The organism is Halomonas sp. (assembly GCF_014859505.1).
Lineage (GTDB): Bacteria > Pseudomonadota > Gammaproteobacteria > Pseudomonadales > Halomonadaceae > Halomonas.
The window spans coordinates 1-20178 of sequence record NZ_JACUUD010000049.1 but is presented as its reverse complement, the minus strand read 5'-3'; the positions used below and the strand labels follow the sequence as shown (position 1 = coordinate 20178).

19 protein-coding genes and 1 pseudogene are annotated in these 20178 nt (G+C 66.9%); 7 read left to right on the top strand and 13 right to left on the bottom strand.

The features are described 5' to 3' along the window. Positions 1-114: 114 nt before the first annotated feature. The 5 genes from IBX53_RS08575 to IBX53_RS08555 form a co-directional block, all read right to left on the bottom strand. Positions 115-783 (bottom strand): alpha/beta fold hydrolase, encoded by a 669-nt coding sequence (locus tag IBX53_RS08575; RefSeq protein ID WP_290907966.1) that lies wholly within the window; start codon positions 781-783, stop codon positions 115-117. A gap of 103 nt (positions 784-886) precedes the next feature. Then, positions 887-2656 (bottom strand): SLC13 family permease, encoded by a 1770-nt coding sequence (locus tag IBX53_RS08570; RefSeq protein ID WP_290907963.1) that lies wholly within the window; start codon positions 2654-2656, stop codon positions 887-889. 238 nt (positions 2657-2894) lie between these two features. After that, complete coding sequence (locus IBX53_RS08565) at positions 2895-3101, bottom strand: cold-shock protein (RefSeq protein ID WP_010629501.1); 207 nt, start codon at positions 3099-3101, stop codon at positions 2895-2897. A 202-nt stretch (positions 3102-3303) separates the two neighbouring features. Then, positions 3304-4965 (bottom strand): GMC family oxidoreductase, encoded by a 1662-nt coding sequence (locus tag IBX53_RS08560; protein WP_290907959.1) that lies wholly within the window; start codon positions 4963-4965, stop codon positions 3304-3306. Positions 4966-4982: 17 nt separating this feature from the next. Beyond that, the gene (locus IBX53_RS08555) at positions 4983-6494 is read right to left on the bottom strand and encodes a CoA-acylating methylmalonate-semialdehyde dehydrogenase (protein WP_290907957.1); all 1512 of its coding nucleotides are present in this window, start codon (positions 6492-6494) and stop codon (positions 4983-4985) included. Between the two features lie 178 nt (positions 6495-6672). On the opposite strand from IBX53_RS08555, the gene IBX53_RS08550 reads away from it, so the two are divergent. After that, a complete protein-coding gene (locus IBX53_RS08550; protein ID WP_290907955.1) occupies positions 6673-7575 on the top strand; it encodes a LysR family transcriptional regulator in 903 nt (300 codons plus the stop codon). A 7-nt stretch (positions 7576-7582) separates the two neighbouring features. Here IBX53_RS08550 and IBX53_RS08545 read toward each other — a convergent pair whose 3' ends face one another. Continuing rightward, the gene (locus IBX53_RS08545; protein WP_290907952.1) at positions 7583-8149 is read right to left on the bottom strand and encodes an NnrU family protein; all 567 of its coding nucleotides are present in this window, start codon (positions 8147-8149) and stop codon (positions 7583-7585) included. Between the two features lie 148 nt (positions 8150-8297). Here IBX53_RS08545 and IBX53_RS08540 point away from each other — a divergent pair, with 148 nt between their 5' ends. Further along, positions 8298-8852: a gamma-glutamylcyclotransferase gene (locus tag IBX53_RS08540; RefSeq protein WP_290907949.1), complete on the top strand. Its 555-nt coding sequence runs from the start codon at positions 8298-8300 to the stop codon at positions 8850-8852. A 94-nt stretch (positions 8853-8946) separates the two neighbouring features. On the opposite strand, the gene epsC is transcribed toward IBX53_RS08540, so the two are convergent. Then, a complete protein-coding gene (gene epsC, locus IBX53_RS08535) occupies positions 8947-9867 on the bottom strand; it encodes a serine O-acetyltransferase EpsC (protein ID WP_290907946.1) in 921 nt (306 codons plus the stop codon). Positions 9868-9993: 126 nt separating this feature from the next. Beyond that, on the bottom strand, positions 9994-11358 hold the full coding sequence (gene chrA, locus IBX53_RS08530; protein WP_290907944.1) for a chromate efflux transporter: 1365 nt from the start codon (positions 11356-11358) through the stop codon (positions 9994-9996). Positions 11359-11574: 216 nt separating this feature from the next. Here chrA and IBX53_RS08525 point away from each other — a divergent pair, with 216 nt between their 5' ends. The 4 genes from IBX53_RS08525 to IBX53_RS08510 all read left to right on the top strand — a co-directional run bounded on the left by IBX53_RS08525 (position 11575) and on the right by IBX53_RS08510 (position 16001). Further along, a complete protein-coding gene (locus IBX53_RS08525) occupies positions 11575-12825 on the top strand; it encodes a threonine ammonia-lyase (protein ID WP_290907942.1) in 1251 nt (416 codons plus the stop codon). A gap of 128 nt (positions 12826-12953) precedes the next feature. Then, positions 12954-14687, top strand: a complete 1734-nt coding sequence (locus IBX53_RS08520) for an isocitrate/isopropylmalate family dehydrogenase (RefSeq protein ID WP_290907940.1) — start codon at positions 12954-12956, stop codon at positions 14685-14687. Between the two features lie 126 nt (positions 14688-14813). Continuing rightward, positions 14814-15059, top strand: coding sequence for a hypothetical protein (locus tag IBX53_RS08515; RefSeq protein WP_290907938.1), 246 nt, complete (start codon positions 14814-14816; stop codon positions 15057-15059). 252 nt (positions 15060-15311) lie between these two features. Then, entirely contained in the window at positions 15312-16001 is a 690-nt protein-coding gene (locus IBX53_RS08510) for a pirin family protein (protein WP_290907934.1), read from the top strand. 28 nt (positions 16002-16029) lie between these two features. Here the strand turns inward: IBX53_RS08510 and IBX53_RS08505 are convergent, their stop codons facing one another. Next, positions 16030-16512: a cysteine hydrolase family protein gene (locus IBX53_RS08505; RefSeq protein ID WP_290907931.1), complete on the bottom strand. Its 483-nt coding sequence runs from the start codon at positions 16510-16512 to the stop codon at positions 16030-16032. 1 nt (position 16513) lies between these two features. Between IBX53_RS08505 and IBX53_RS08500 the strand changes: the two genes are divergently transcribed. Next, a complete protein-coding gene (locus tag IBX53_RS08500; protein WP_290907929.1) occupies positions 16514-17281 on the top strand; it encodes a GlxA family transcriptional regulator in 768 nt (255 codons plus the stop codon). 3 nt (positions 17282-17284) lie between these two features. Here IBX53_RS08500 and IBX53_RS08495 read toward each other — a convergent pair whose 3' ends face one another. The 4 genes and pseudogenes from IBX53_RS08495 to IBX53_RS08480 form a co-directional block, all read right to left on the bottom strand. Further along, complete coding sequence (locus tag IBX53_RS08495; RefSeq protein ID WP_290907926.1) at positions 17285-17563, bottom strand: hypothetical protein; 279 nt, start codon at positions 17561-17563, stop codon at positions 17285-17287. 176 nt (positions 17564-17739) lie between these two features. Then, complete coding sequence (locus tag IBX53_RS08490; protein ID WP_290907924.1) at positions 17740-18045, bottom strand: addiction module antidote protein; 306 nt, start codon at positions 18043-18045, stop codon at positions 17740-17742. Then, the gene (locus IBX53_RS08485) at positions 18042-18374 is read right to left on the bottom strand and encodes a type II toxin-antitoxin system RelE/ParE family toxin (protein ID WP_367171547.1); all 333 of its coding nucleotides are present in this window, start codon (positions 18372-18374) and stop codon (positions 18042-18044) included. Before IBX53_RS08485 ends, IBX53_RS08490 begins: the two co-directional genes overlap by 4 nt. A gap of 150 nt (positions 18375-18524) precedes the next feature. Beyond that, positions 18525-20178: pseudogene (locus IBX53_RS08480) on the bottom strand (type I restriction endonuclease subunit R); the annotation flags it as partial.

Genomic DNA, 20178 nt, shown 5'->3' with positions numbered 1-20178 from the left:
TCTGTCCTGAAGGCGTGCCGGAATATCGTCATATCAATCTGCCCAGCCGCCCCGATCGTGTCGAGGCGACCCTGGGCGAGCGGGGGTGGCCCGGGGAGAGCCTGCCGAAAGGGCTCAGCGTGCCAGGCGCTGGCTCAGCCAGTGGCCGATATCCGCGACCTGCTGGGGACAGACCGCATGGGCCATGGGGTACTGGCGATAGTGGGCCGGATAGCCCAGCGACTTGACCCGCTCGAAGCCGGCACGGCCCAGCGCCTCGGGCACCACCGGGTCGAAGCTGCCATGGTGCACCTCGACGGGCAGCTCGCGATTGGCCTCGGCCAGCGCAATGCTCTCCGCGGTGGCGAAGTAGGTGGAGAGCGCCAGCAGTCCGCCCAGCGGCTGTTCGAAGGAGAGCGCCGCCTGGTAGGCCACCGCCCCCCCCTGGGAGAAGCCGGCCAGGATGATGCGACGGCTGTCGATGCCATGGGCGATCTGCTCGCGCACCAGGCCCTGGATTCGGTCGGCCGAGGCCATCAGCTGGGGCTCGTCGACGCGGCGATCCAGGCTCATCTCGAGGATGTCATACCAGGCGGGCATCACCATACCGCCGTTGATGGTCACCGGCAGGCGCGGCGCATGGGGCAGGATGAAGCGCACGCTGGCGTCCGCCGGCAGCGAGAGCGCCGGCACCAGGGGTTCGAAGTCTCTGCCGTCGGCGCCCAGGCCATGGAGGATGAAGACACAGGCATCGGCGGGCTTGGCGCCCTTCGGATCGATGATCAGCTCACCGGGTTGGCTCATGGGGTGGGATTCCGTTGGTCGGGGAAATCAGACTCGACACCCTACCGCAAAGCCCCCTCGACGGCGAGATGCCTCCTCGGACGAATCAAGGGAACCAGCAGGCTCAGAAGGGCCAGACCAGCGGGATCAGCGTGAGCGCCACGGCCGCGGTGATCAGGTTGAGCAGCCCGCCCACCCGCAGAAAGTCGCCGAAGCGGTAGCCGCCGGGCCCGTGCACCATCAGGTTGGTCTGATAGCCGATCGGGGTCAGGAAGCTCGCCGAGGCGGCGAACATCACCGCCACCACGAAGGGCATGGGGCTGACGCCGAGCGCCTCGGCGCTGGCCATCACCACCGGGAAGGTGATCACCGCGGCGGCATTGTTGGTGACCAGCTCGGTCAGCATCGCCACCAGCAGGTAGGCCCCGATCAGCAGCAGCAGGGGATTGCCATCGGCCAGCCCCAGGGCACCACCGGCCAGAGCCACGGCGGCCCCGGAGCTCTCCAGCGCTGCCCCCAGGCCGAAGGAGGCGGCAATGGTCAGCAGCACCTGGGTATCCAGCCCCCGCTTGGCCGCCCCGATCGAGCAGCAGCCGGTCAGCAGCGCCAGGGCCGCCCCCAGCATGGCCGCATTCATCATGCTCATCACCCCGAAGCTGGCCAGGGCCACCACGCCGGCCAGGATGCTCCAGGCCAGCCAGGCCTTCTCGTGGACGGGGCGTGCGGCACCGTTGAGCTGGCTGATCAGCAGGAAGTCCCGCGACTGGCGATGACGCTCGATGAAGGGGGGGCGCGCCTCGAGCAGCAGCACATCGGCAGGCTGCAGGCGCACCTGGCCGAGGTTGCCGGCGACCCGCTCGCCGCCGCGACACACCGCCAGCACGGCGGCGCCATAAAGGGTCCGGAAATGGCCATCGCGGATGCGCTGGCCGACAAACTGGCACTGGCTGGAGACCACCGCCTCGACCAGGCGTCGCTCCTTGAACTCCTTCTCCAGGCTCGACTCGCCGTGGCGCGAGGGCATCAAACCCCTCACCTGCTGCAGTTCCACCGCGCCCTCGCTGGTGCCGGCGAACACCAGCCGGTCGCCGCCCTTGAGACGCTCGCCGGGCCCGACCACGCTGACCACGTTATCATCGCGCTCGATCTCCACCAGGAACAGTTCCTGCAGGTGGCGCAGCCCCGCCTCCTCCACGCTGCGGTTGACCAGCGGCCCCGCCGGATCGACCTCCATCTCGATGGTGAATTCCCGGGGGTTCTCGAAGGCCGCCGCGGCGCCGCGGCGCGCCGGCAACAGCCGCGGGCCGAGCAGGATGAGATAGACCAGACCGATCACCGCCACCGGCACGCCCACCCAGGCGAGGTCGAAGAGCCCCATGGCCAGCTCCGGCGAGCGATCCACCAGCAGGCCGTGCACCACCAGGTTCGTGCTGGTGCCGAACAGGGTGATGGTGCCACCGAGAATGGAGGCGAAGCTGAGCGGCATCAGCAGGCGGCGGGCAGGCACGCGCACGCGACGACTCCAGCTCAGCACCGCGGGAATGTAGGTGGCCACCACCGGGGTGTTGTTGAGAAAGCCGCTCAGCGAGGCCACTGGAAGCAGCAGGCGCAGCAGTGCCACGGTCTCGTTTCGAGGCCGGCCGAGCACATGGCGGATGATCAGGTCGATACCACCGGTCTGGCGAATGGCGGTGACCAGCACGTACATGAAGGCCACGGTGAACAGCCCGGTGCTCGAGAAGCCGCCCAGCGCCTGGGAAGGCTCGATGATGCCGAGGGTCAGCAGCAGGATCACCGCGCCCAGCAGGACGATATCCGGACCAAGCCGCGAGAAGGCCATCAGCGGAAAGACGGCGATCACGACGGCGAGGGAGATCCAGGCGTCCAGAGGCATGGCGGGCATCCGATGAGGGTGAGGCATCCCATTCTGCCGCCAGTCTATTATTCTAAAAAGTTCTTTATGGAAATTCCCTTATTCCATATTAAGCCATAATGACTTCCCATTCCCGCCTGAGCCCTCCTGCCCCCTCCCCCCCGGCAAATGGCGCCCACGCAGAAAGGCCCGCGCGAGGCGGGCCTTTCCGTTGACTCGACCGGGTTAGCGGAGGAGTCGCATCAGGGTCAGATGGCGATCAGCCGATGACCTTGATGTTGGAAGCCTGGAGGCCTTTCTTGCCCTGGGTGACGTCGAAGGAAACCTTCTGGCCGTCCTGCAGGGTCTTGAAGCCGTCGGCCTGGATCTCGGAGAAGTGAGCGAACAGGTCGTCACCGTTGTCGTCCGGAGAAATGAAGCCAAAGCCCTTGGTGTCGTTGAACCACTTGACGGTACCGGTAGCCATTATCGAATTCCTCTAATAGCATTTTGATTTGCCGGGAAATACCCGAGTTACAGTGGGTAGAACAAGAAACTTTTCACCGGGAGATCGATGCCATGAGCGTTTCGATGACCACTTGCGATGTTCGACTTGCTAACCAACTGCGCATATCCTGCGCCCTTCTCGGGCGCAGGTCAAACACTATTTGCCGTGGGTGACAGGAAAGTCACTCGCCCGCCAGGATCCAGGCCGAGGCCTTCTCGGCGATCATCAGGGTCGGCGAGTTGGTGTTGCCGCTGGTGATGGTGGGCATGACACCCGCATCCACCACCCGAAGCCCTGCCACTCCGCGAACCCGCAGCCGGGAATCCACCACCGCCATGGGGTCGTCGTCGCGGCCCATCTTCGTAGTGCCCACCGGATGGAAGATGGTGGTACCGATATCGCCCGCCAGGCGGGCCAGGTCATCGTCGCTCTGGTACTCCACGCCGGGCTTGACCTCCTCAGGCGAGTACTTCCCGAAGGCGGGCTGCGCGGCGATGCGCCGCGTGACCCGCAGCGAGTCTGCCGCCACCTGGCGATCCTCCGGCGTGCTCAGGTAGTTGGGGGAGATGGCGGGGGCATGGCGCGGGTCGGCGCTCTTGATGCGCACCGTACCGCGGCTGGTGGGGTTGAGGTTGCACACGCTGGCGGTGATCGCCGGGAAGTCGTGCAGGGGCTGTCCGAAGGCCTCCAGGCTCAGCGGCTGGACGTGGTACTCGATGTTGGGATGAACATGCTCGTCGCTGCTGCGGGTGAAGGCGCACAGCTGGGAGGGCGCCATGCTCATGGGACCGGAGCGCTTGAGGGCATACTCCAGGCCGATCTTCGCCTTGCCCACCAGCGAATTCGCCATGGTATTGAGCGTATTCGCGCCGCTCACGCGATAGACCGAGCGGATCTGCAGGTGGTCCTGCAGGTTCTCGCCCACCCCGGGCAGGTCCACCGCCACCGGGATGTCGTGCTCGCCGAGCAGATCCGCCGGGCCGATGCCCGAGAGCTGCAGCAGCTGCGGCGAGCCGATCGCCCCCGCGGAGAGGATGACCTCGCGCGCCGCCAGGGCCACCTCTTCCCTGCCGCCGCGCTCGACCCGCACGCCGGTGCAGCGTGGCTCTCCGCCCTGGCCACCCTCGCCTGCTCGTTGCAGCTCGAGTCCCAGCACCTGGCTGGAATGCCACAGGGTGAGGTTGTCGCGCTTCTCGACCCCACGCAGGAAGGCCTTGGCGGTGTTCCAGCGCCAGCCCTTGCGCTGGTTGACCTCGAAGTAGTCGACGCCCTCGTTGTTGCCGCGGTTGAAGTCCTGGGTGCGCGGGATGCCGGCCTCCACGGCCGCGGTAGCGAAGTCATCGAGCACCTGCCAGCTGAGGCGCTGCTTCTCGACCCGCCACTCGCCGCCGTGGCCATGGAAGTCACCGTGGGCGGGATCGTCCTTGCCGGGTGCATCCAGGCGATGGTGATCCTCATGCTTCATGAAGTCCGGCAGGCAGTTCTCCCAGCGCCAGGCGTCATCGCCGGTGAGCTCGGCCCAGCCGTCGTAGTCGCGGGCCTGGCCGCGGATATAGAGCATGCCGTTGATGCTCGAGCAGCCGCCCAGGGTCTTGCCCCGCGGGTAGATCAGCGAGCGGCCGTTGAGCCCGGGGTCGGACTCGGTGCGAAAGCACCAGTCGGTTCGCGGATTGTTGATGCAATAGAGGTAGCCCACCGGAATGTGGATCCAGTGGTAGTTGTCGCGTCCGCCCGCCTCGATCAGCAGCACCCGGTTGGCCGGGTCGGCGCTCAGGCGATTGGCCAGCAGGCAGCCGGCGGTGCCGGCGCCCACCACGATATAGTCGAATTGTTGTTGTGCCATGGCGTGCGACCTCCCGCTTACTTGTGGGTCGGCATGGCAAACTCGGCGCCGCCGCGGATGGAGTCGGACCAGCGCTGCATGATCGACTTCTGCTTGGTGTAGAAGCGCACCCCCTCCTCGCCGTAGGCATGGGTATCGCCGAACAGCGAGCGCTTCCAGCCGCCGAAGCCGTGCCAGGCCATGGGCACCGGGATCGGTACGTTGATGCCCACCATGCCCACCTGGATGCGGCGGCCGAACTCCCGGGCCACGCTGCCGCTCTCGGTGAAGCAGCTCACGCCGTTGCCGAACTCGTGGTCGTTGATCAGCTGGATGGCGGTGGCGATGTCGGGGACGCGCACGCAGACCAGCACCGGGCCGAAGATCTCCTCTCGGTAAATGGTCATCTCCGGGGTGACATGGTCGAACAGGGTGCCGCCCATCCAGAAGCCCTCGGCGCAGCCCTCTCCGGTGCTTGCCGCATCGAAGTCGCGGCCGTCCACCACCAGCTCGGCCCCCTCGCTCACGCCCTTGTCGATATACCCGGTGATGCGCTGATGAGCCTGGGCGGTGACGATCGGGCCCATCTCGGCGTCGAGCTCCATGCCGTTCTTGACCTTGAGCGCGCGGGCCCGCTCGGCCAGCTGCGGCACCACCTGGTCGGCCACGTCGCCCACCAGCACCGCCACGCTGATCGCCATGCAACGCTCTCCGGCAGAGCCGTAGGCGGCACCGATCAGCGCATCCACGGCCTTGTCGAGGTCCGCATCGGGCATCACCACCATGTGGTTCTTGGCACCACCCAGGGCCTGGACACGCTTGCCGTGTCGAGCACCACGCTCGTAGATCAGGTTGGCGATGGGGGTGGAGCCCACGAACGACAGCGCCTTGACGTCGGGGTGGTCAAGCAGCGCCTCGACGCTCTCCTTGTCACCCTGCACCACGTTGAAGACGCCGTCGGGCAGCCCGGCCTGCTTGAGCAGGTCGGCGATCAGCAGCGAGGCGCTGGGGTCCAGCGGGCTCGGCTTGAGGATAAAGGTGTTGCCGGCGGCGATGGCCACGGGGAACATCCACATCGGCACCATGGCCGGGAAGTTGAAGGGGGTGATACCGGCGACCACGCCGAGCGGCTGGCGCATCGTCCAGTTGTCGATGCCGGTGCCGACCTGCTCGGTGTAGTCGCCCTTGAGCAGCTGCGGGATGCCGCAGGCGAACTCGACGATATCGATGCCGCGGGCCACCTCGCCCTGGGCGTCGGTGAACACCTTCCCGTGCTCTTTGGTAATCGCCTCGGCCAGTTCATCCTTGTGCTCATTGAGCAGCTGAAGGAACTTGAACATCACCCGCGCGCGACGGATAGGCGGCGTATCGGCCCAGGCCGGGAAGGCGGCCTGGGCGGCAGCCACCGCCGTGGCCACATCGGCGCCGTTGGCCAGCGCCACCTGACCGGTCACCCGACCGGTGGCCGGATTGAAGACGTCCTGGCTCAGGCCGGATTGACCGGCGGTCATTTGCCCATTGATATAATGCGGGATGCTGGCGGTGTTCATGTCGGCCTCGACTGGTTATCGCTTGCTGCGGTCCGGGAGCGCGCCATTCGATGATTTCGTCAGGGCAGGCGCACGATGGTGATTCACCACACTAGCGCGATCCCCATCAGGATCAATTGAGTAATTCTAAATCACGATATAACCTGAGCTGATAACACGGCTCCGCGAGGCAATCCCCATGCAGGACCTCCAGACCCTGCGCGCCTTCGTCACCGTAGCCCGCGAAGGCAGCGTCTCCCGCGCCGCCGAGCGCCTGCACCTGACCCAGCCGGCGGTGAGCCTCAAGCTAAAGCGGCTGCAGGAGGGGCTGGAGCTGACACTCTTCCGCCGCCGTCCCCAGGGGCTCGATCTCACCGAGGATGGCCAGGCGCTGCTGCCCGCCGCCGAGAAGGCTCTGGCCGCGGTGGCCGCCTTCGACCAGAGCGCCAGGGCCCTGCACAGCACCCTGCGCGGACGCCTGAAGATCGGCACCATCGTCGACCCGGAGTTCATCCGCCTGGGGGCCTTCCTGCACCGCCTGGTGGAGCGCGCCCCGCAGCTCGAGACCGAGCTCTCCCACGGCATGAGCGGCAGCGTGCTGGAGCGGGTGCGTCGCGGCGAACTGGACGTCGGCTTCTTCCTCGCCCCGCCCGACGAGGGGCCCGGCGGGAATGCCGCAGAGGTCGCCCACCGCGAGCTGACCCACTTCCACTACCATGTGATCGCCCCGGCCGGCTGGGGCAGCCGCCTCGCTGGCGCCGACTGGATGCGACTGGCCCGGCTGCCGTGGATCGTCACGCCGCCGGACTCCGTCCACCACCGGCTGCTGCATGGGGTGCTCGACCCGCTGGGCCTCGCCCCCAACGGAGTCGCCCAGGTGGACCAGGAGGCCTGCATGCTCGATCTGGTGCGCGCCGGCGTGGGACTGAGCCTCGCCCGGGACGCCCTGGCCATGGCCGAGCGTCAGGAGCGCGGGCTGGTCGTGGCCGAGGGGATTCGCCTGCCCTGTGCGCTCTGCTTCATCTGGCGCCGCGATCGCGGCCAGGAGGCGGTGATCGCCGAAGCGCTGGAAGTGCTGGAACGCGTGTGGGGGAGCCCCTGAGTCGCCCTCACATCACCGGCACGCCGGTGACCAGGACGTGCAGGTGGAAGGCGAACAGGTAGTAGGCGACCAGGCCGACTACCACCGTGATGGCGGTGCGCGCCATGCTGGGGGTCTGCGCCGCGGGCGCCGGACGGCGACGCGCGGAGCGGAAGTCGAACACCGCCCACAGCAGGAAGGCGCCGAAGAAGACGATATCACCCAGCCGTCCGTTAGCCAGCAGGTGGGCGAAGGCCCAGAGCTTCACGGCGATGATCATCGGATGACCCAGCTTCACCTTGAGGTGGTTGCCCGGCACATAGGCGGCCACCAGCAGGATGAAGGCGGGAATCATCAGCAGCGACACGGCATGCCGCAGCCCCACCGGCGGGAACCACACCCAGGTGGGGTCGAGACGCATCTGGCCATAGCCCCAGATCGCCAGCGCCAGGCCGATGATCGAGACCACCGAGTAGGCGGCCTTCCAGGGCAGCTCGCCCAGGCGCTTGATCTGGGCGGTTCGCCAGTCGTCGGCGACGATGCGCACCGAGTGCACCCCCAGGAAGATCAACAGGCCGAGAATCATCACGGTCATGAGAGGGACTCCATCAGCAGATGGTGAACAGGCCGCCAGCCTACCGTACCCGCATGACCGCGTCGCGCACGTCTGCATCGCCCTTCGACTTTCTCCGCCCAGGGACGCATCATGGGGAATTCCCTCCACCACCGGCTGCACGACGACCATGGCCCTGGACACCACCGCCCTCAACCGCCAGATGACCCACTTCGACGGCCACGACGAGATCTGGCTGTTCGGCTACGGCTCGCTGATCTGGAAGGTGGACTTCCCCTATCTGGAAAGGCGGCCGGCTTCTATCCACGGCTGGTCGCGACGCTTCTGGCAGGGCTCCCACGACCATCGCGGCACCCCGGAAGCCCCGGGACGGGTCGCCACCCTGGTGCGCGACCCGGGGGCGGTCTGCCACGGCATGGCCTACTGCATCACCCCCGAGGTGCTCGCCCCTCTGGATGTGCGCGAGAAGAACGGCTACCTGCGCGAAGTGGTGGCGCTGCACTTCAACGACGGCGACAGCGCCGAGGGGCTGATCTATCTGGCCACCAAGGAGAACGCCGCCTTCCTCGGCGACGCCCCGCTGGACGCCATCGCCGCACAGATCGCCCACGCCCAGGGGCCCAGCGGCCCCAACCGCGACTACCTGCTCAACCTGGCCGAGGCGCTGCGCGAACTCGAGGTGGACGACCCCCACGTGTTCGCCCTGGCCCGGCACCTGTCCTGACACGCCGACCCACAGCCGGATGTTTCTGCCCGCCTCGCGAGTCGCCATCGGCTGACTGCACGCCGGCACCCGACTCATGCCGAGAGGAGCCCACTCAGCGGGTCTGCCGCAGCGTCGCCTGGGTGATGTTGCTGCCGGGCGGCACGCTGCGGGTGAGCCAGACGTTGCCGCCGATGGTCGAACCCCGGCCAATGGTGATGCGGCCCAGCACCGTGGCACCGGCGTAGATGACCACGTCGTCCTCGACGATGGGGTGACGTGCCTCGCCCTTTTTCAATCCTCCTGCGTCGTCCTCGCTGAACCTGACCGCCCCCAGCGTCACGGCCTGATAGAGCCGCACACGATCACCGATCACCGCGGTCTCGCCGATCACGACACCGGTGCCGTGATCGATGAAGAACTGGCGGCCAATGGTGGCACCGGGGTGGATATCGATCCCGGTCACCGAGTGGGCCTTCTCCGACACGATACGGGCGATGATCGGCAATCCCGACCGATAGAAGACACTGGCGATGCGATGGTGAATCACCGCGAAGATCCCCGGATAGCAGAGCAGGATCTCGTCGACGCAGGTGGCGGCCGGATCGCCGCGGTAGGCCGCGACCACGTCCTGGTCCAGTTGACGGCGCAGTTCAGGAAGCAACAGCGCGAACGCGCGGACCCGTTGGCGCGCGTCGCGATCGTGGTCAGCCTGAGAAACTCCCTGGCCCCGATAGTTGAGCTCCAGCATTACCTGTCCGTGAAGCATCGTGAGGGCATGCCCCAGCCGATGACCCACGTAGTAGTCCTCGCTCTCCTTGCTCAAATCGGAGGGCCCCAGGCGCATCGGGAAGAGGATGCCGCAGAGGTCGTCGACCACCTCATGGACGGCATGAAGCGCAGGGAGCTCCCGGCTGCCCAGGTCGCGCTCCCGCCCCTGCTGTTTTCGCCACTCATGGCGTACCTGGCGCAGTTCCGCCACCACGCTGTCCAGCGGCCACTCCGCCGCTCTGTCATGGGAAGGGTTGTCGTTCACCGCGAACTACCTCTGTCGTCGTGACCGGAATGCCATGTTACCTCATCGGCCACTCTGGTCGACGGTGCGCCGCCCCGCCTCGGCGATCACCGCTGCGTCTCCCCTGGCCGGCTGCCGTGGACGAATTCAGAAGAACGAGACCAACATGCCCAGCAGGGCACAGCCGCCCAGTACCTTGAGCATGTCGACCTTGAACCGGAAGATCGCCAGCAGCGCCCCGGCCGACAGCAGCAGGGCGAAGAGATCCAGCGTGGTGACATCGGGCAAAAGCAGGCGGATGCCGAAACCGCGCCACTCGAGGATCTCGGCGAAGATCACATGCAGCCCGAACCATACCGCCAGGTTGAGGATCACCCCGACCACCGCGGCGGTGATCGCCGCCATGGCACCGCTCAGGGCCAGGTTGTCACGCAGGCGTTCCATGTAGGGCGCCCCGAGGAAGATCCACAGGAAGCAGGGAAGGAAGGTCACCCAGGTGGTCAACACGGCGGCCAGGATCGCCGCCAGCAGGGGGTCGAGCCCGACCGCCTCGCGGTAGGCGCCCATGAAACCGACGAACTGCACCACCTGGATGAGCGGCCCCGGCGTGGTCTCCGCCATGCCCAGGCCGTCGAGCATTTCCCCCGGCGCCAGCCAGCCGTACTGCTGCACCGCCTCCTGGGCCACATAGCTGAGCACGGCGTAGGCGCCACCGAAGGTGACCACGGCCATCTTGCTGAAGAAGGTGGCGATCTGGCTGAAGACGTGGTCGCCCCCCAGGGCCAGGATCAACAGGACCACCGGGGTCAGCCACAGCAGCAGGAAGATCACCGCGATGCGCAGCGACCAGCCGGGATCAGGGCGCGCATGGGCCGGCAATCCCTCACCAAGCAGCGAGTCGCGGTCGGCCAGACCCGAGCCCTTGTCGGCCCCATGGCCACCACCGACCCGGAAGGCCGCGATCCCCTGGCGGCCACCCCAGTAGCCGATCAGCGCCGCCGACAGGATGATCAGCGGAAAGGCGATATCCAGAAAGAAGATGGCGACGAAGGCCGCCGCCGCCAGGCCCAGCATGACGCGGTTCCTGAGGGCGCGTTTGCCGATGCGCACCACGGCGTTGAGCACGACGGCCAGCACCGCGGCCTTGAGGCCGAAGAACAGCCCTTCGACGACGCCCACGTTACCCAGGAGCGCATAGAGAACGCTCAGCACCAGGATCGCCAGGAATCCGGGCAGCACGAAGAGGCTGCCGGCCACCAGCCCACCTTTGGTGCGATGCATCAACCAGCCGATGTAGATCGCCAGCTGCTGGGCTTCGGGTCCGGGCAGCAGCATGCAGTAGTTGAGCGCGTGCAGGAACCGTTTCTCGCCGATCCAGCGCTTCTCCTCGACGAGGATGCGGTGCATGACGGCGATCTGCCCGGCGGGCCCACCGAAGCTCAGCAGGGCGATGCGCAGCCAGACGCGCACGGCCTCACCGAAGGGAATCCGATGGGGCAAGGGCGTCGACATAGGGGAATCTCCACGCAGATCGAAAAAGCGCCAACCCGGCGTCCCCGGATCGACGCGACAGGATAACGCAATGAAGTGACAGTCTCTCGCGGATGACAATCAGGCAGGAGGTCTCACCCTGCCGATCGCCATCAGTGGAGCCACCATCAGCTTTGTCAGCAGCCGGGCAACGACGCATCATGACAGCCACACCTGGAACACCGGAGCCGCCCCGTCATGAGTGTCACCCTCGAGGATATCCGCGCCGCCGCCGCCCGCATCGCCGGAAGCGTCGAGCGCACCCCCTGCCTGCACTCCCACACCCTGTCGCGCATCACCGGCTGCGAGCTCTATATCAAGTTCGAGAACCACCAGTTTACCGCCGCCTTCAAGGAGCGCGGGGCGCTGAACCACCTGCTCAGCCTCAGCGCGGCGGAGCGCGCCCGCGGGGTGATCGCCATGTCCGCCGGCAATCACGCCCAGGCGGTGGCCTACCACGCCTCACGGCTCGGCATCCGGGCCACCATCGTCATGCCCCGCCATACCCCCAACCTCAAGGTGCGCAACACCCGCGAACTGGGCGCCGAGGTGCACCTGGAGGGGGAAGGTGTCGCCGAGGCGGGCGAGGTGGCGCGACGCCTGGCCGAAGCGCATGACCTGGTGTTCGTCCATCCCTACGACGACGAGCGCATCATCGCCGGGCAGGGCACCATCGCCCTCGAGATGCTCGAGGAAGCCCCCGACCTCGACACCCTGGTGATCCCCATCGGCGGCGGCGGGCTGATCGCAGGCAACGCCATCGCCGCCACCGAGCTCAAGCCGGGCATCGAGGTGATCGGCGTGCAGACCACGCGCTTCCCCGCCATGAAGCAGGCCCTGGCCGGCGAGCCGATCCACTGCGGCCACGCCACCCTGGCCGAGGGCATCGCCGTCAAGCAGCCCGGCCGACTGACCCTGCCCATCGTGCGCGAGCGGGTGAGCGACATCGTGCTGGTGGACGAACCCGAGATCGAGCGCGCCATCCTGCTGCTGCTGGAGATCGAGAAGACGGTGGCCGAGGGTGCCGGCGCCGCAGGCCTGGCCGCGGTGCTCGCCGATCCCGAGCGCTACCGCGGTCGCAAGGTGGGGCTGATCCTGTGCGGCGGCAACATCGACATGCTGGCGCTCGCCTCGGTGATCCAGCGCGGCCTGGTGCGCACCGCCCGCATCGTGCGGGTGCGGGTGGCGATTCCCGATGTGCCGGGGGCACTCGCCGAGCTGACCCGGCTGCTGGCCGACCAGCGCGCCAACGTGATCCAGATCGCCCACCAGCGCACCTTCACCGACCTCTCGCTGCGCGCCACCGAGGTCGAGGCCACCCTGGAAACCCTGGGCAGCGACCATACCCGCGAGGTGATCGAGGCGCTGCGCGCCGAGGGCTACGACCCGGTGCTGCCGGCCAACGAGGTGCATCCCGACGAGCGCTGGTCCACCCGCACCCCGGGTTAGCCCAGCGCCGCCGACCCCGCCCTACTGCTTTCTGCGCGTAGCGCCCTCAAAGAGGCAGGAGTAACATGTTAGCCACCGAAACATCGTAACGATCATCACCCATCGATCACCATGAACAGGGAACCGGCATGACCCAGAAGATTCGCGTCGACACCCCTCTCGTCATCCTCCACGGCGACGAGATGGCCCAGGTAGCCTTCGAGAAGATCCTCGACACCTTCGTGACCTCCCGACTGGAGATGCCGCTGGTGGAGATCGACCTATCGGCCGAGAATCGCCTGGTCACCAACGGCCAGGTCATCGTCGACGCCATCGAGGCGCTCAGGCAGCACGGCGTGGGCATCAAGAATGCGGGCATGACGGTCAACCGAACCCAGCTCGGCGAGATGCTCGCCAAGCACCCCGAGATCGACGCCACCCGCCTGCACCCGCTGGCCACCAAGTCGCCCAACGGCGCCATCCGCAAGGGCATCGGCGGCAACATCACCCGCGAGGACATCGAGTTTCGCAACCTCAAGGTCTCGCGCCCGGAGTGGATCGGCCGCGACATCGAGGTCGACACCATGGAGACCGGCGGCATCAAGGACAGCTTCAACGAGCTCTCCCGGGCCACCGGCGTGGTCAAGCTGATGTTCGTGGGCGAGAGCGGCGACCCGGTCGAGCTGCACCGCCGCGAGGTCAACAAGGGCGACCCCTGGCTGCTGGCCACCAACGATGCGGAAGACGTGAAGGCCTGGGCCCACCGCTTCTTCCAGCGCGCCATCGGCGAGAAGCGCGACATCTACCTGGGCCTCAAGGACACCGTCATCGCCGGCTACGACGGCGTGATGCGGGCCGCCATCGAGGAGATCTTCGAGAGCGACTACCGCGAGCAGGTCGAAGCACTGGGGCTCTCCTATCACTACGAACTGATCGACGCCCAGGCCGCACGCATCGTCGCCAATCCGCCGGAGCGCGCCCTGTGGGGCGTGCCGGACAACACCACCGGCCGCAAGCTCTACAAGCTGGTGGAGGAGCTCAAACGCTACGGCATTCCCGACCGCAAGGCCCAGGTCTCCATCTCGCGCATGAGTGCCGGCGGCGGCGACCAGTACGGCAGCTTCAACGCGCCCGCCCTGGAAGACGGCATCCTCAAGGTGATCGTCGACGGCGAGGAGAAGCACGCACGGCGAGTCAGGAAGGGTGACGCCATCCTGCTGATGTCCAACGACCAGGCGGCGATCAAGGACTGGGTCCTTCAGGTCTTCCGCGACGCCTCGCGCAAGGGCAAGGAGGTCTACTTCGGCCTCAAGCGCGAGTACATGGAGTACGACGAGGTGTTCAGCACGGCGATCACCGACGTGCGCCGCGAGCTCGCCGAGACCGGCACGCCGCCGCCGTCGTTCATGATCATGCGGCCCTCCAGCCAACTCATCAAGATGATCACCGACCCGCCCCGCAACGCCCTCTACCCGGCGCAGAACCTGGACGGCGACATCTTCTCGGACATCTCCGCCGCGCTGGGCGGCAGCCTGGCCACCGCCAGCTCGATCATCGAGAGCAAGGACGGCACCATGCTGTTCGAGGCGCCCCACGGCACCGCCCACGATCTCTACCTCACCTACCTGGAGACCGACGGCAAGCAGGCGCACTTCAACTCTTCCGCCCTGCTGTTCGCCGTGGCTAACGCCCTGGAGACCCTGGGCGAGCGCGAGGCCAACGACGCCCTGGTCGACTACGCCCACGCCCTCAAGGCGGCGTTGATCGACACCGTGGGCGCCGGCATCATCACCGGCGACCTCAAGGGCAAGACCAACGACCCGGCAAGCGAGACCCTGGTCGACATGAACGGCTTCCTCGACGCGGTGGCCAGCCGGCTGTAACCGACTCACGCGTCTCCCACACCACCGGGGCCTGCATTACCGCAGGCCCCGCGGCGTTCGAGCCCTCGCCTCTCCCGCCTGAAGCGCCGATACTTCAAGCAGGACACCCGCCAACGGAGCCACTACATGAGCGAACACGAACGCACCATCATGGCCTTCGATGACCAGGGTCGGGAGGTGATGATCGACATCCTGGTCAGCGTGAAGGAGCTCGGCGAACTCACCCCCGCCGGCCCGGTCAGCGGCGAGCCCGCCCTGCGCACCCGAGAGGGGCACCCGGTGACCTACCTCGGTGCCGGCGAGTTCTCCGTGACCCTGCCCGGCGAGGAGAGCGACCTGATCGTCAGAACCAGCGACCCCGACTTCACCTGAGCCCCCCGACGGATACCCGTCACCCGACACCAGGGAGGCCCCCTGGCAGTGATCCTGCCGGTACACTTCCCCTTCGAAGGCCCCTTCGGCCAGGCCATGGTGGAGGCCATCACACCGCTGGCCAGGGGAGCAGGATGAAGGCTCCCGGGGCAATGCCCGAACTGGACCCGCTGTCCTGACGCACCCCAGCACCACCATGCCGTGAAGGGGAGCCAAGGCCCCCTGCCGGCAGCCCCATGGAGTGAGATTCCAATGATCATTCGTCATGCCAACGAGCGCGGCTACGCCGACCACGGCTGGCTGAAATCTCGCCACACCTTCTCGTTTGCCGACTACTTCGACCCGGCCCACATGGGCTTTCGCAAGCTGCGCGTGATCAACGAGGATCACGTTCAGGGCGGACAGGGCTTCGGCACCCACCCCCACCGGGATATGGAGATCCTCTCCTACGTGCTGGAAGGCGAGATGGCCCACAAGGACAGCATGGGCAACGGGGCGATCATGCGCCCGGGGGACGTGCAGCGCATGTCGGCCGGTACCGGGGTGATACATAGCGAATTCAACAACGCCCCCGACAAGGAGCTGCACTTCCTGCAGATCTGGATCGAGCCGATGCAGCGCGGCATTCCCCCTGGCTACGAACAGAAGGCCTTCCCCGCCGAGCAGCGCCAGGGGCATTGGCAGCTGGTGGTGTCCCAGGAGGGGCGCGATGGCTCGGTGAGCGTCAACCAGGACGTCAACCTCTACGTCGGACGGTTCGCTGCCGGCGAGCGGGCACCGATCCCCGCGGTGCGCCACGCCTGGCTGCAGGTGGCACTTGGCGAGGCAGAGGTCAACGGGCAGCGACTCTCGGCCGGCGATGCCGCCGCCTTCGAGCCGGGGGAGCCCATCGACGCGGTAGGGGTGAAGGACGCGGAAATCCTGCTCTTCGACCTGGCCTGAGGGGCAATCGGCAAGAAACCGGGGGCGATCAGTCCTGCTGCTTGAGCCAGGCGGCGGTATCGGTGACTTCGGCATAGGCGAAGCCGAGCCCGGCCATGAAGGCCGCGTGCACCTGGGCGGCCGGCACCGTCTCGCCGTTGAACACCTGGTCGTGGGTGGCGCAGGCATCCTGCAGCACCGTGACCCCATAGCCCAGGTCGGCGGCGGCACGGGTGGCGGCATCGATGCACATGTGGCTCATGGCCCCGACGACCACCAGCTGCTCGATGCCCTGCTCCTGCAGGTGCTCATGCAGACTGGTATTCAGGAAGGCGTTGACGCTGTTCTTGAGGATCACCGCCTCGCCGGCGGATTCCCGCGGCGCCATGGAGGCGTGAATGCGCGCCCCCTCGCTGCCGGGCACGAAGAACGGCGCCTCGTCGGAGGGGAACTCGTGGCGAATGTGCACGATGGGCAGAGACTGCTCGCGGAAGTGAGCGAGCACGCCCACCGCGCGCCCCGAGATCGCCATCGTGCCGCCGATCCTGGAGGGTGACGCCTACCTGAGCGCCCAGCCCGAGCTCTGCCGGACGCTGCGGGATTGGCACGCCGCTGGCACGGTGGTGTGCTCCGTCTGCGCGGGCGCCTTCCTGCTGGCCCAGGCCGGCCTGCTCGAGGGGCGCCGGGCCACCACCCACTGGCAGCTCGAGGCAGAGTTCCGGGCCCACTACCCCCACCTCGCCCTGGATACCGATGCGTTGCTGGTGCCGGAGGCCGACCTGGTGACGGCAGGCGGCGTCATGGCCTGGATGGACCTCGGCCTGCACCTGGTCGCACGCCACGTGCCGCCCTCCGTGGTGCAGGCGCTGGGCCGCTTCCTGGTCATCGATACCGGCGAGCGCCAGCAGCGCTACTACCGCGCCTTCACCCCCGAGATGGCCCACGGCGACCGGGCGATCCTGCGGCTCCAGCACCACCTGCACACGCATTTCACCCGCCGCCAGACCACCGCCGAGATGGCCGCCGCCGCGGGCCTGGGCGAGCGCACCCTGATGCGCCGCTTTCGCCAGGCTACCGGATTCGGCCCCGGCGAGTACCTGCAGCAGCTGCGGCTGCAGCGCGCCAGGGAACTGCTGGAGAACCGCCGAGACAGCGTGGAACAGGTCGCCCTGGCCGTGGGCTACGAAGACACCAGCGCCTTTCGCAAGATGTTCATCAAGCACACGGGACTGACGCCGGGGCAGCATCGCGCCCGATTCGGGAAAAGCTTCCTCCCCCGAGCCAACCCGTGTCTCGGCTGACGTTCAAGCGACCAAGCCGTTCTTGCGCAACGCCGCCATCACCTTGGTGGCCAACTTCTCCAGGCGCTTGAGATCACCGAAGCGAGGCACCTCACCGTCCTCGAGTCGACCTTCCCACTCCTCGAGTTCGGTATCGAGGAACTCCAGCAGCTTCTTGGAGCAACCCTTGCAGGGCCCCCGACAGAGGCTCGCCTCGGGGGTGTCGAACGGAACCTGCACCCGGATCTCCTGGATCAGGTGATGCATGGCGGTGCTGGGATCGGGGCGAGTGCGCCGAGGCATGGCCTGCATATCTCCTCTGACATGGCTAGGTGTGGACCTGCGGACGCGATAGCGCCGCACCGCGGCATCGCAGGCCAGCTGCGCTGAGTCAGGGGGGAGGCAGCTCGATTCTTGTCGTCGGTGGGCATCAGCCGGGGCGTCGCATCCCGTGGAGGGACCCCGCCCTGCACCAACCTTCAGGAGGCGCGATGCGTCAGATCGTGGAAGTTGATCCCGGTCGCCTTGATGACGGCGGTCATGGTGCGCAAGGTCGGGTTCCCCTTGGGTGACAATGCCCGGTAGAGGCTCTCGCGCGACACCTTGGCCCGCTCGGCTACAGCCGCCATCCCGCCCTGGGCCTCCACGACATGACGCAGGGCCATCAGGAAGGCAGATTCCCCGCCCTCCTCGTCCAGCTCGTCGAAGGCGGTGCGCAGGTAGTCGAGCGCCATGTCGGGGTCATCACGCAGCATCTCGATCACAGAGGCATCGTGGCTTTTCATGTCCGTGCTCTCCTTCGGTGGTCCTCCAGAAACGCCTTGGCCTGCTCGATGTCAGCTTGCTGGCGCTTCTTGGTTCCCCCGATCAACAACATCACGAGGCGTCTGCCCACCTTGGCGTAATACACGCGGTAACCAGGGCCATAGTCGATTCGCAGCTCCAGCACTCCATCGCCAACGGCCTTGGCATCGCCGGGGTTGCCAGCAGCCAAACGGTTCAGGCGGGTCAGCACCCGCATGGCAGCCTGACGATCCTTGGCCTTGGTGGCGTCCAGCCAGGCCTGGAAGGGGTCGTGGCCGTCAGCGGTGAGGTAGTGCGTCAGCTCCATCATCGCGAGCATTGTAGCCTAAAAGCTACAGGAAGGAAGGGGGCATCTGCCATTGTCCACTTACCTGCTCCTCTGCTCCGTGATCCGCCCGCGTTGTCCAATCACGGTAATGATTCAGGGGGAGAGGCTGGCCGGGACACTGCAGCCAGGCCCCTATGGTTTTTCCCCGGCCCGACCAGAGCGGGAGTGTTCCCTCCCCGCCAACAACTTCAATATCAACAGTGCAAACTGCCTTCCCGTCTCCTCGTCCTCCAGCAGCGGCATACTGAGCTTCTCGTGGTCGCTGAGGGCGTCGAGTACGGCGTCGGTGACCTTCTTGGGGAAGAGGCCGTGCATCACCTGGTCTTCGCCGTGGCTGCGCACCTGGGCCATTACCGCTTCGTCGCGTTCGATGCGGTCGGCAATGCCGTTGGCGAAGTGCAGCTTGTCGTCGTCGCTGACCTCGGCGCCGTAGAGGTCGTTGAGCCGGTCGATGATCTCGGCCAGGCGCTGCTTCTCGGGATCAAAGGGCTTCCCTGAGCCCACGTCACTGACCGGCTTGAGGCCGTAGTCGCCATCGGCCTCCTCGAGCTGCAGGCGCTTCTCCTCGCGCTTGGTGAGGCGGTAGTGGGTCAGCTCCAGCTCGCTGACGTCGATGGCCTCCTCCTCCAGCAGCCGGTCGGTGCGCAGCAGCGGGTAGAGGTGGCGGGCGTAGACGCAGAGCTGCTCTAGCTCGGAGTCGTCGAAGGTGACGATCTGGGACAGGAACTCGTAGGCGCGCACGAAGCTCTGCAGGTTCTTGCGGAACAGGTCGAGCTCGTCGCGGGTGGTGCCGGCCTCCTTGAGCTCCTGCTCGGCGCGCTTCAGGCCCTTGTCGTCACCGTTGCCCTCTGCGATCTGGCGGGCTTCCTTCCAGGTCTGCAGCTGCTCGAGGATCGCCTGGTAGCGGTGCTTGAAGCGGTCCTGGCCGGGGCGGCAGTGGTAGCTGAGGCTCGACGCCGGGGCCTTGGGGTCGAAGAAGGCCTTGGCGAAGCCCTCCACCTCGGGCCAGTGGTAGATGCCGCTGGCGTCCAGGCTGCGCTGAAGATCAATGACCACCTGGGGATCGGAAACGTCGGCCAGCTCCGCCTTGCGGTAATAGGGGGCGAAGGCGTCGAGGATCTCCTGCTCGTCATTGAAGAAATCGAGGATGAAGGTCTGCTTGCCGGGGAACAGCCGGTTGAGCCGCGAGAGGGTCTGCACGCAGTCCACGCCCTGGAGCTTCTTGTCCACGTACATGGCGCACAGCTTGGGCTGGTCGAAGCCGGTCTGGAACTTGTTGGCGGCGATCATCACGTTGAAGTCGGTGGTGTCGAACGCCTCAGCCAGGCCGCGTCCCTTCAGCCCGGGGTTGAGCAGGCGGCTGGTCTCGGTCACCTCCTCGGGGATCACCTCGTCCGGCGGCACGCTGCCGGAGAAGGCCACCATGGGGTGCACGTCGTCGTAGCCCTGCTCCTTGATATAGCCCTGCATGGCCAGTTGGTAGCGCACCGCCTCCTGGCGGCTGGCGGTGACCACCATGGCCTTGGCCTGGCCGTCGAGCAGGTGGCGGACGTTGTCGCGGTAGTGCTCGACGATCACCTCGACCCGCTGGGCGATGTTGTAGGGGTGCAGGCGCACCCACTTGGCCAGGGTGCGCGAGGCCTTCCTGGAATCGACCTCCTGCTCCTCACCCTCGGGGTGGGCGAGCTTCCAGGCGGTGCTGTAGGTGACGTAGTTCCTGAGCACATCGAGGATGAAGCCCTCCTCGATGGCCTGGCGCATGGAGTAGAGGTGGAACGGCTCGGGC

Excerpts from the sequence above, each read along its gene's own strand:
- IBX53_RS08540 (WP_290907949.1), top strand. The coding sequence starts at position 8,298 with ATGGCCCTGGACACCACCGCCCTCAACCGCCAGATGACCCACTTCGAC.
- chrA (WP_290907944.1), bottom strand. The coding sequence starts at position 11,358 with ATGTCGACGCCCTTGCCCCATCGGATTCCCTTCGGTGAGGCCGTGCGC.
- IBX53_RS08570 (WP_290907963.1), bottom strand. The coding sequence starts at position 2,656 with ATGCCTCTGGACGCCTGGATCTCCCTCGCCGTCGTGATCGCCGTCTTT.
- IBX53_RS08520 (WP_290907940.1), top strand. The coding sequence starts at position 12,954 with ATGACCCAGAAGATTCGCGTCGACACCCCTCTCGTCATCCTCCACGGC.
- IBX53_RS08555 (WP_290907957.1), bottom strand. The coding sequence starts at position 6,494 with ATGAACACCGCCAGCATCCCGCATTATATCAATGGGCAAATGACCGCC.
- IBX53_RS08525 (WP_290907942.1), top strand. The coding sequence starts at position 11,575 with ATGAGTGTCACCCTCGAGGATATCCGCGCCGCCGCCGCCCGCATCGCC.
- IBX53_RS08545 (WP_290907952.1), bottom strand. The coding sequence starts at position 8,149 with ATGACCGTGATGATTCTCGGCCTGTTGATCTTCCTGGGGGTGCACTCG.
- IBX53_RS08565 (WP_010629501.1), bottom strand. The coding sequence starts at position 3,101 with ATGGCTACCGGTACCGTCAAGTGGTTCAACGACACCAAGGGCTTTGGC.
- IBX53_RS08515 (WP_290907938.1), top strand. The coding sequence starts at position 14,814 with ATGAGCGAACACGAACGCACCATCATGGCCTTCGATGACCAGGGTCGG.
- IBX53_RS08495 (WP_290907926.1), bottom strand. The coding sequence starts at position 17,563 with ATGCCTCGGCGCACTCGCCCCGATCCCAGCACCGCCATGCATCACCTG.
- IBX53_RS08575 (WP_290907966.1), bottom strand. The coding sequence starts at position 783 with ATGAGCCAACCCGGTGAGCTGATCATCGATCCGAAGGGCGCCAAGCCC.
- IBX53_RS08560 (WP_290907959.1), bottom strand. The coding sequence starts at position 4,965 with ATGGCACAACAACAATTCGACTATATCGTGGTGGGCGCCGGCACCGCC.
- IBX53_RS08550 (WP_290907955.1), top strand. The coding sequence starts at position 6,673 with ATGCAGGACCTCCAGACCCTGCGCGCCTTCGTCACCGTAGCCCGCGAA.
- IBX53_RS08490 (WP_290907924.1), bottom strand. The coding sequence starts at position 18,045 with ATGAAAAGCCACGATGCCTCTGTGATCGAGATGCTGCGTGATGACCCC.
- IBX53_RS08505 (WP_290907931.1), bottom strand. The coding sequence starts at position 16,512 with ATGGCGATCTCGGGGCGCGCGGTGGGCGTGCTCGCTCACTTCCGCGAG.
- IBX53_RS08510 (WP_290907934.1), top strand. The coding sequence starts at position 15,312 with ATGATCATTCGTCATGCCAACGAGCGCGGCTACGCCGACCACGGCTGG.
- IBX53_RS08485 (WP_367171547.1), bottom strand. The coding sequence starts at position 18,374 with ATGATGGAGCTGACGCACTACCTCACCGCTGACGGCCACGACCCCTTC.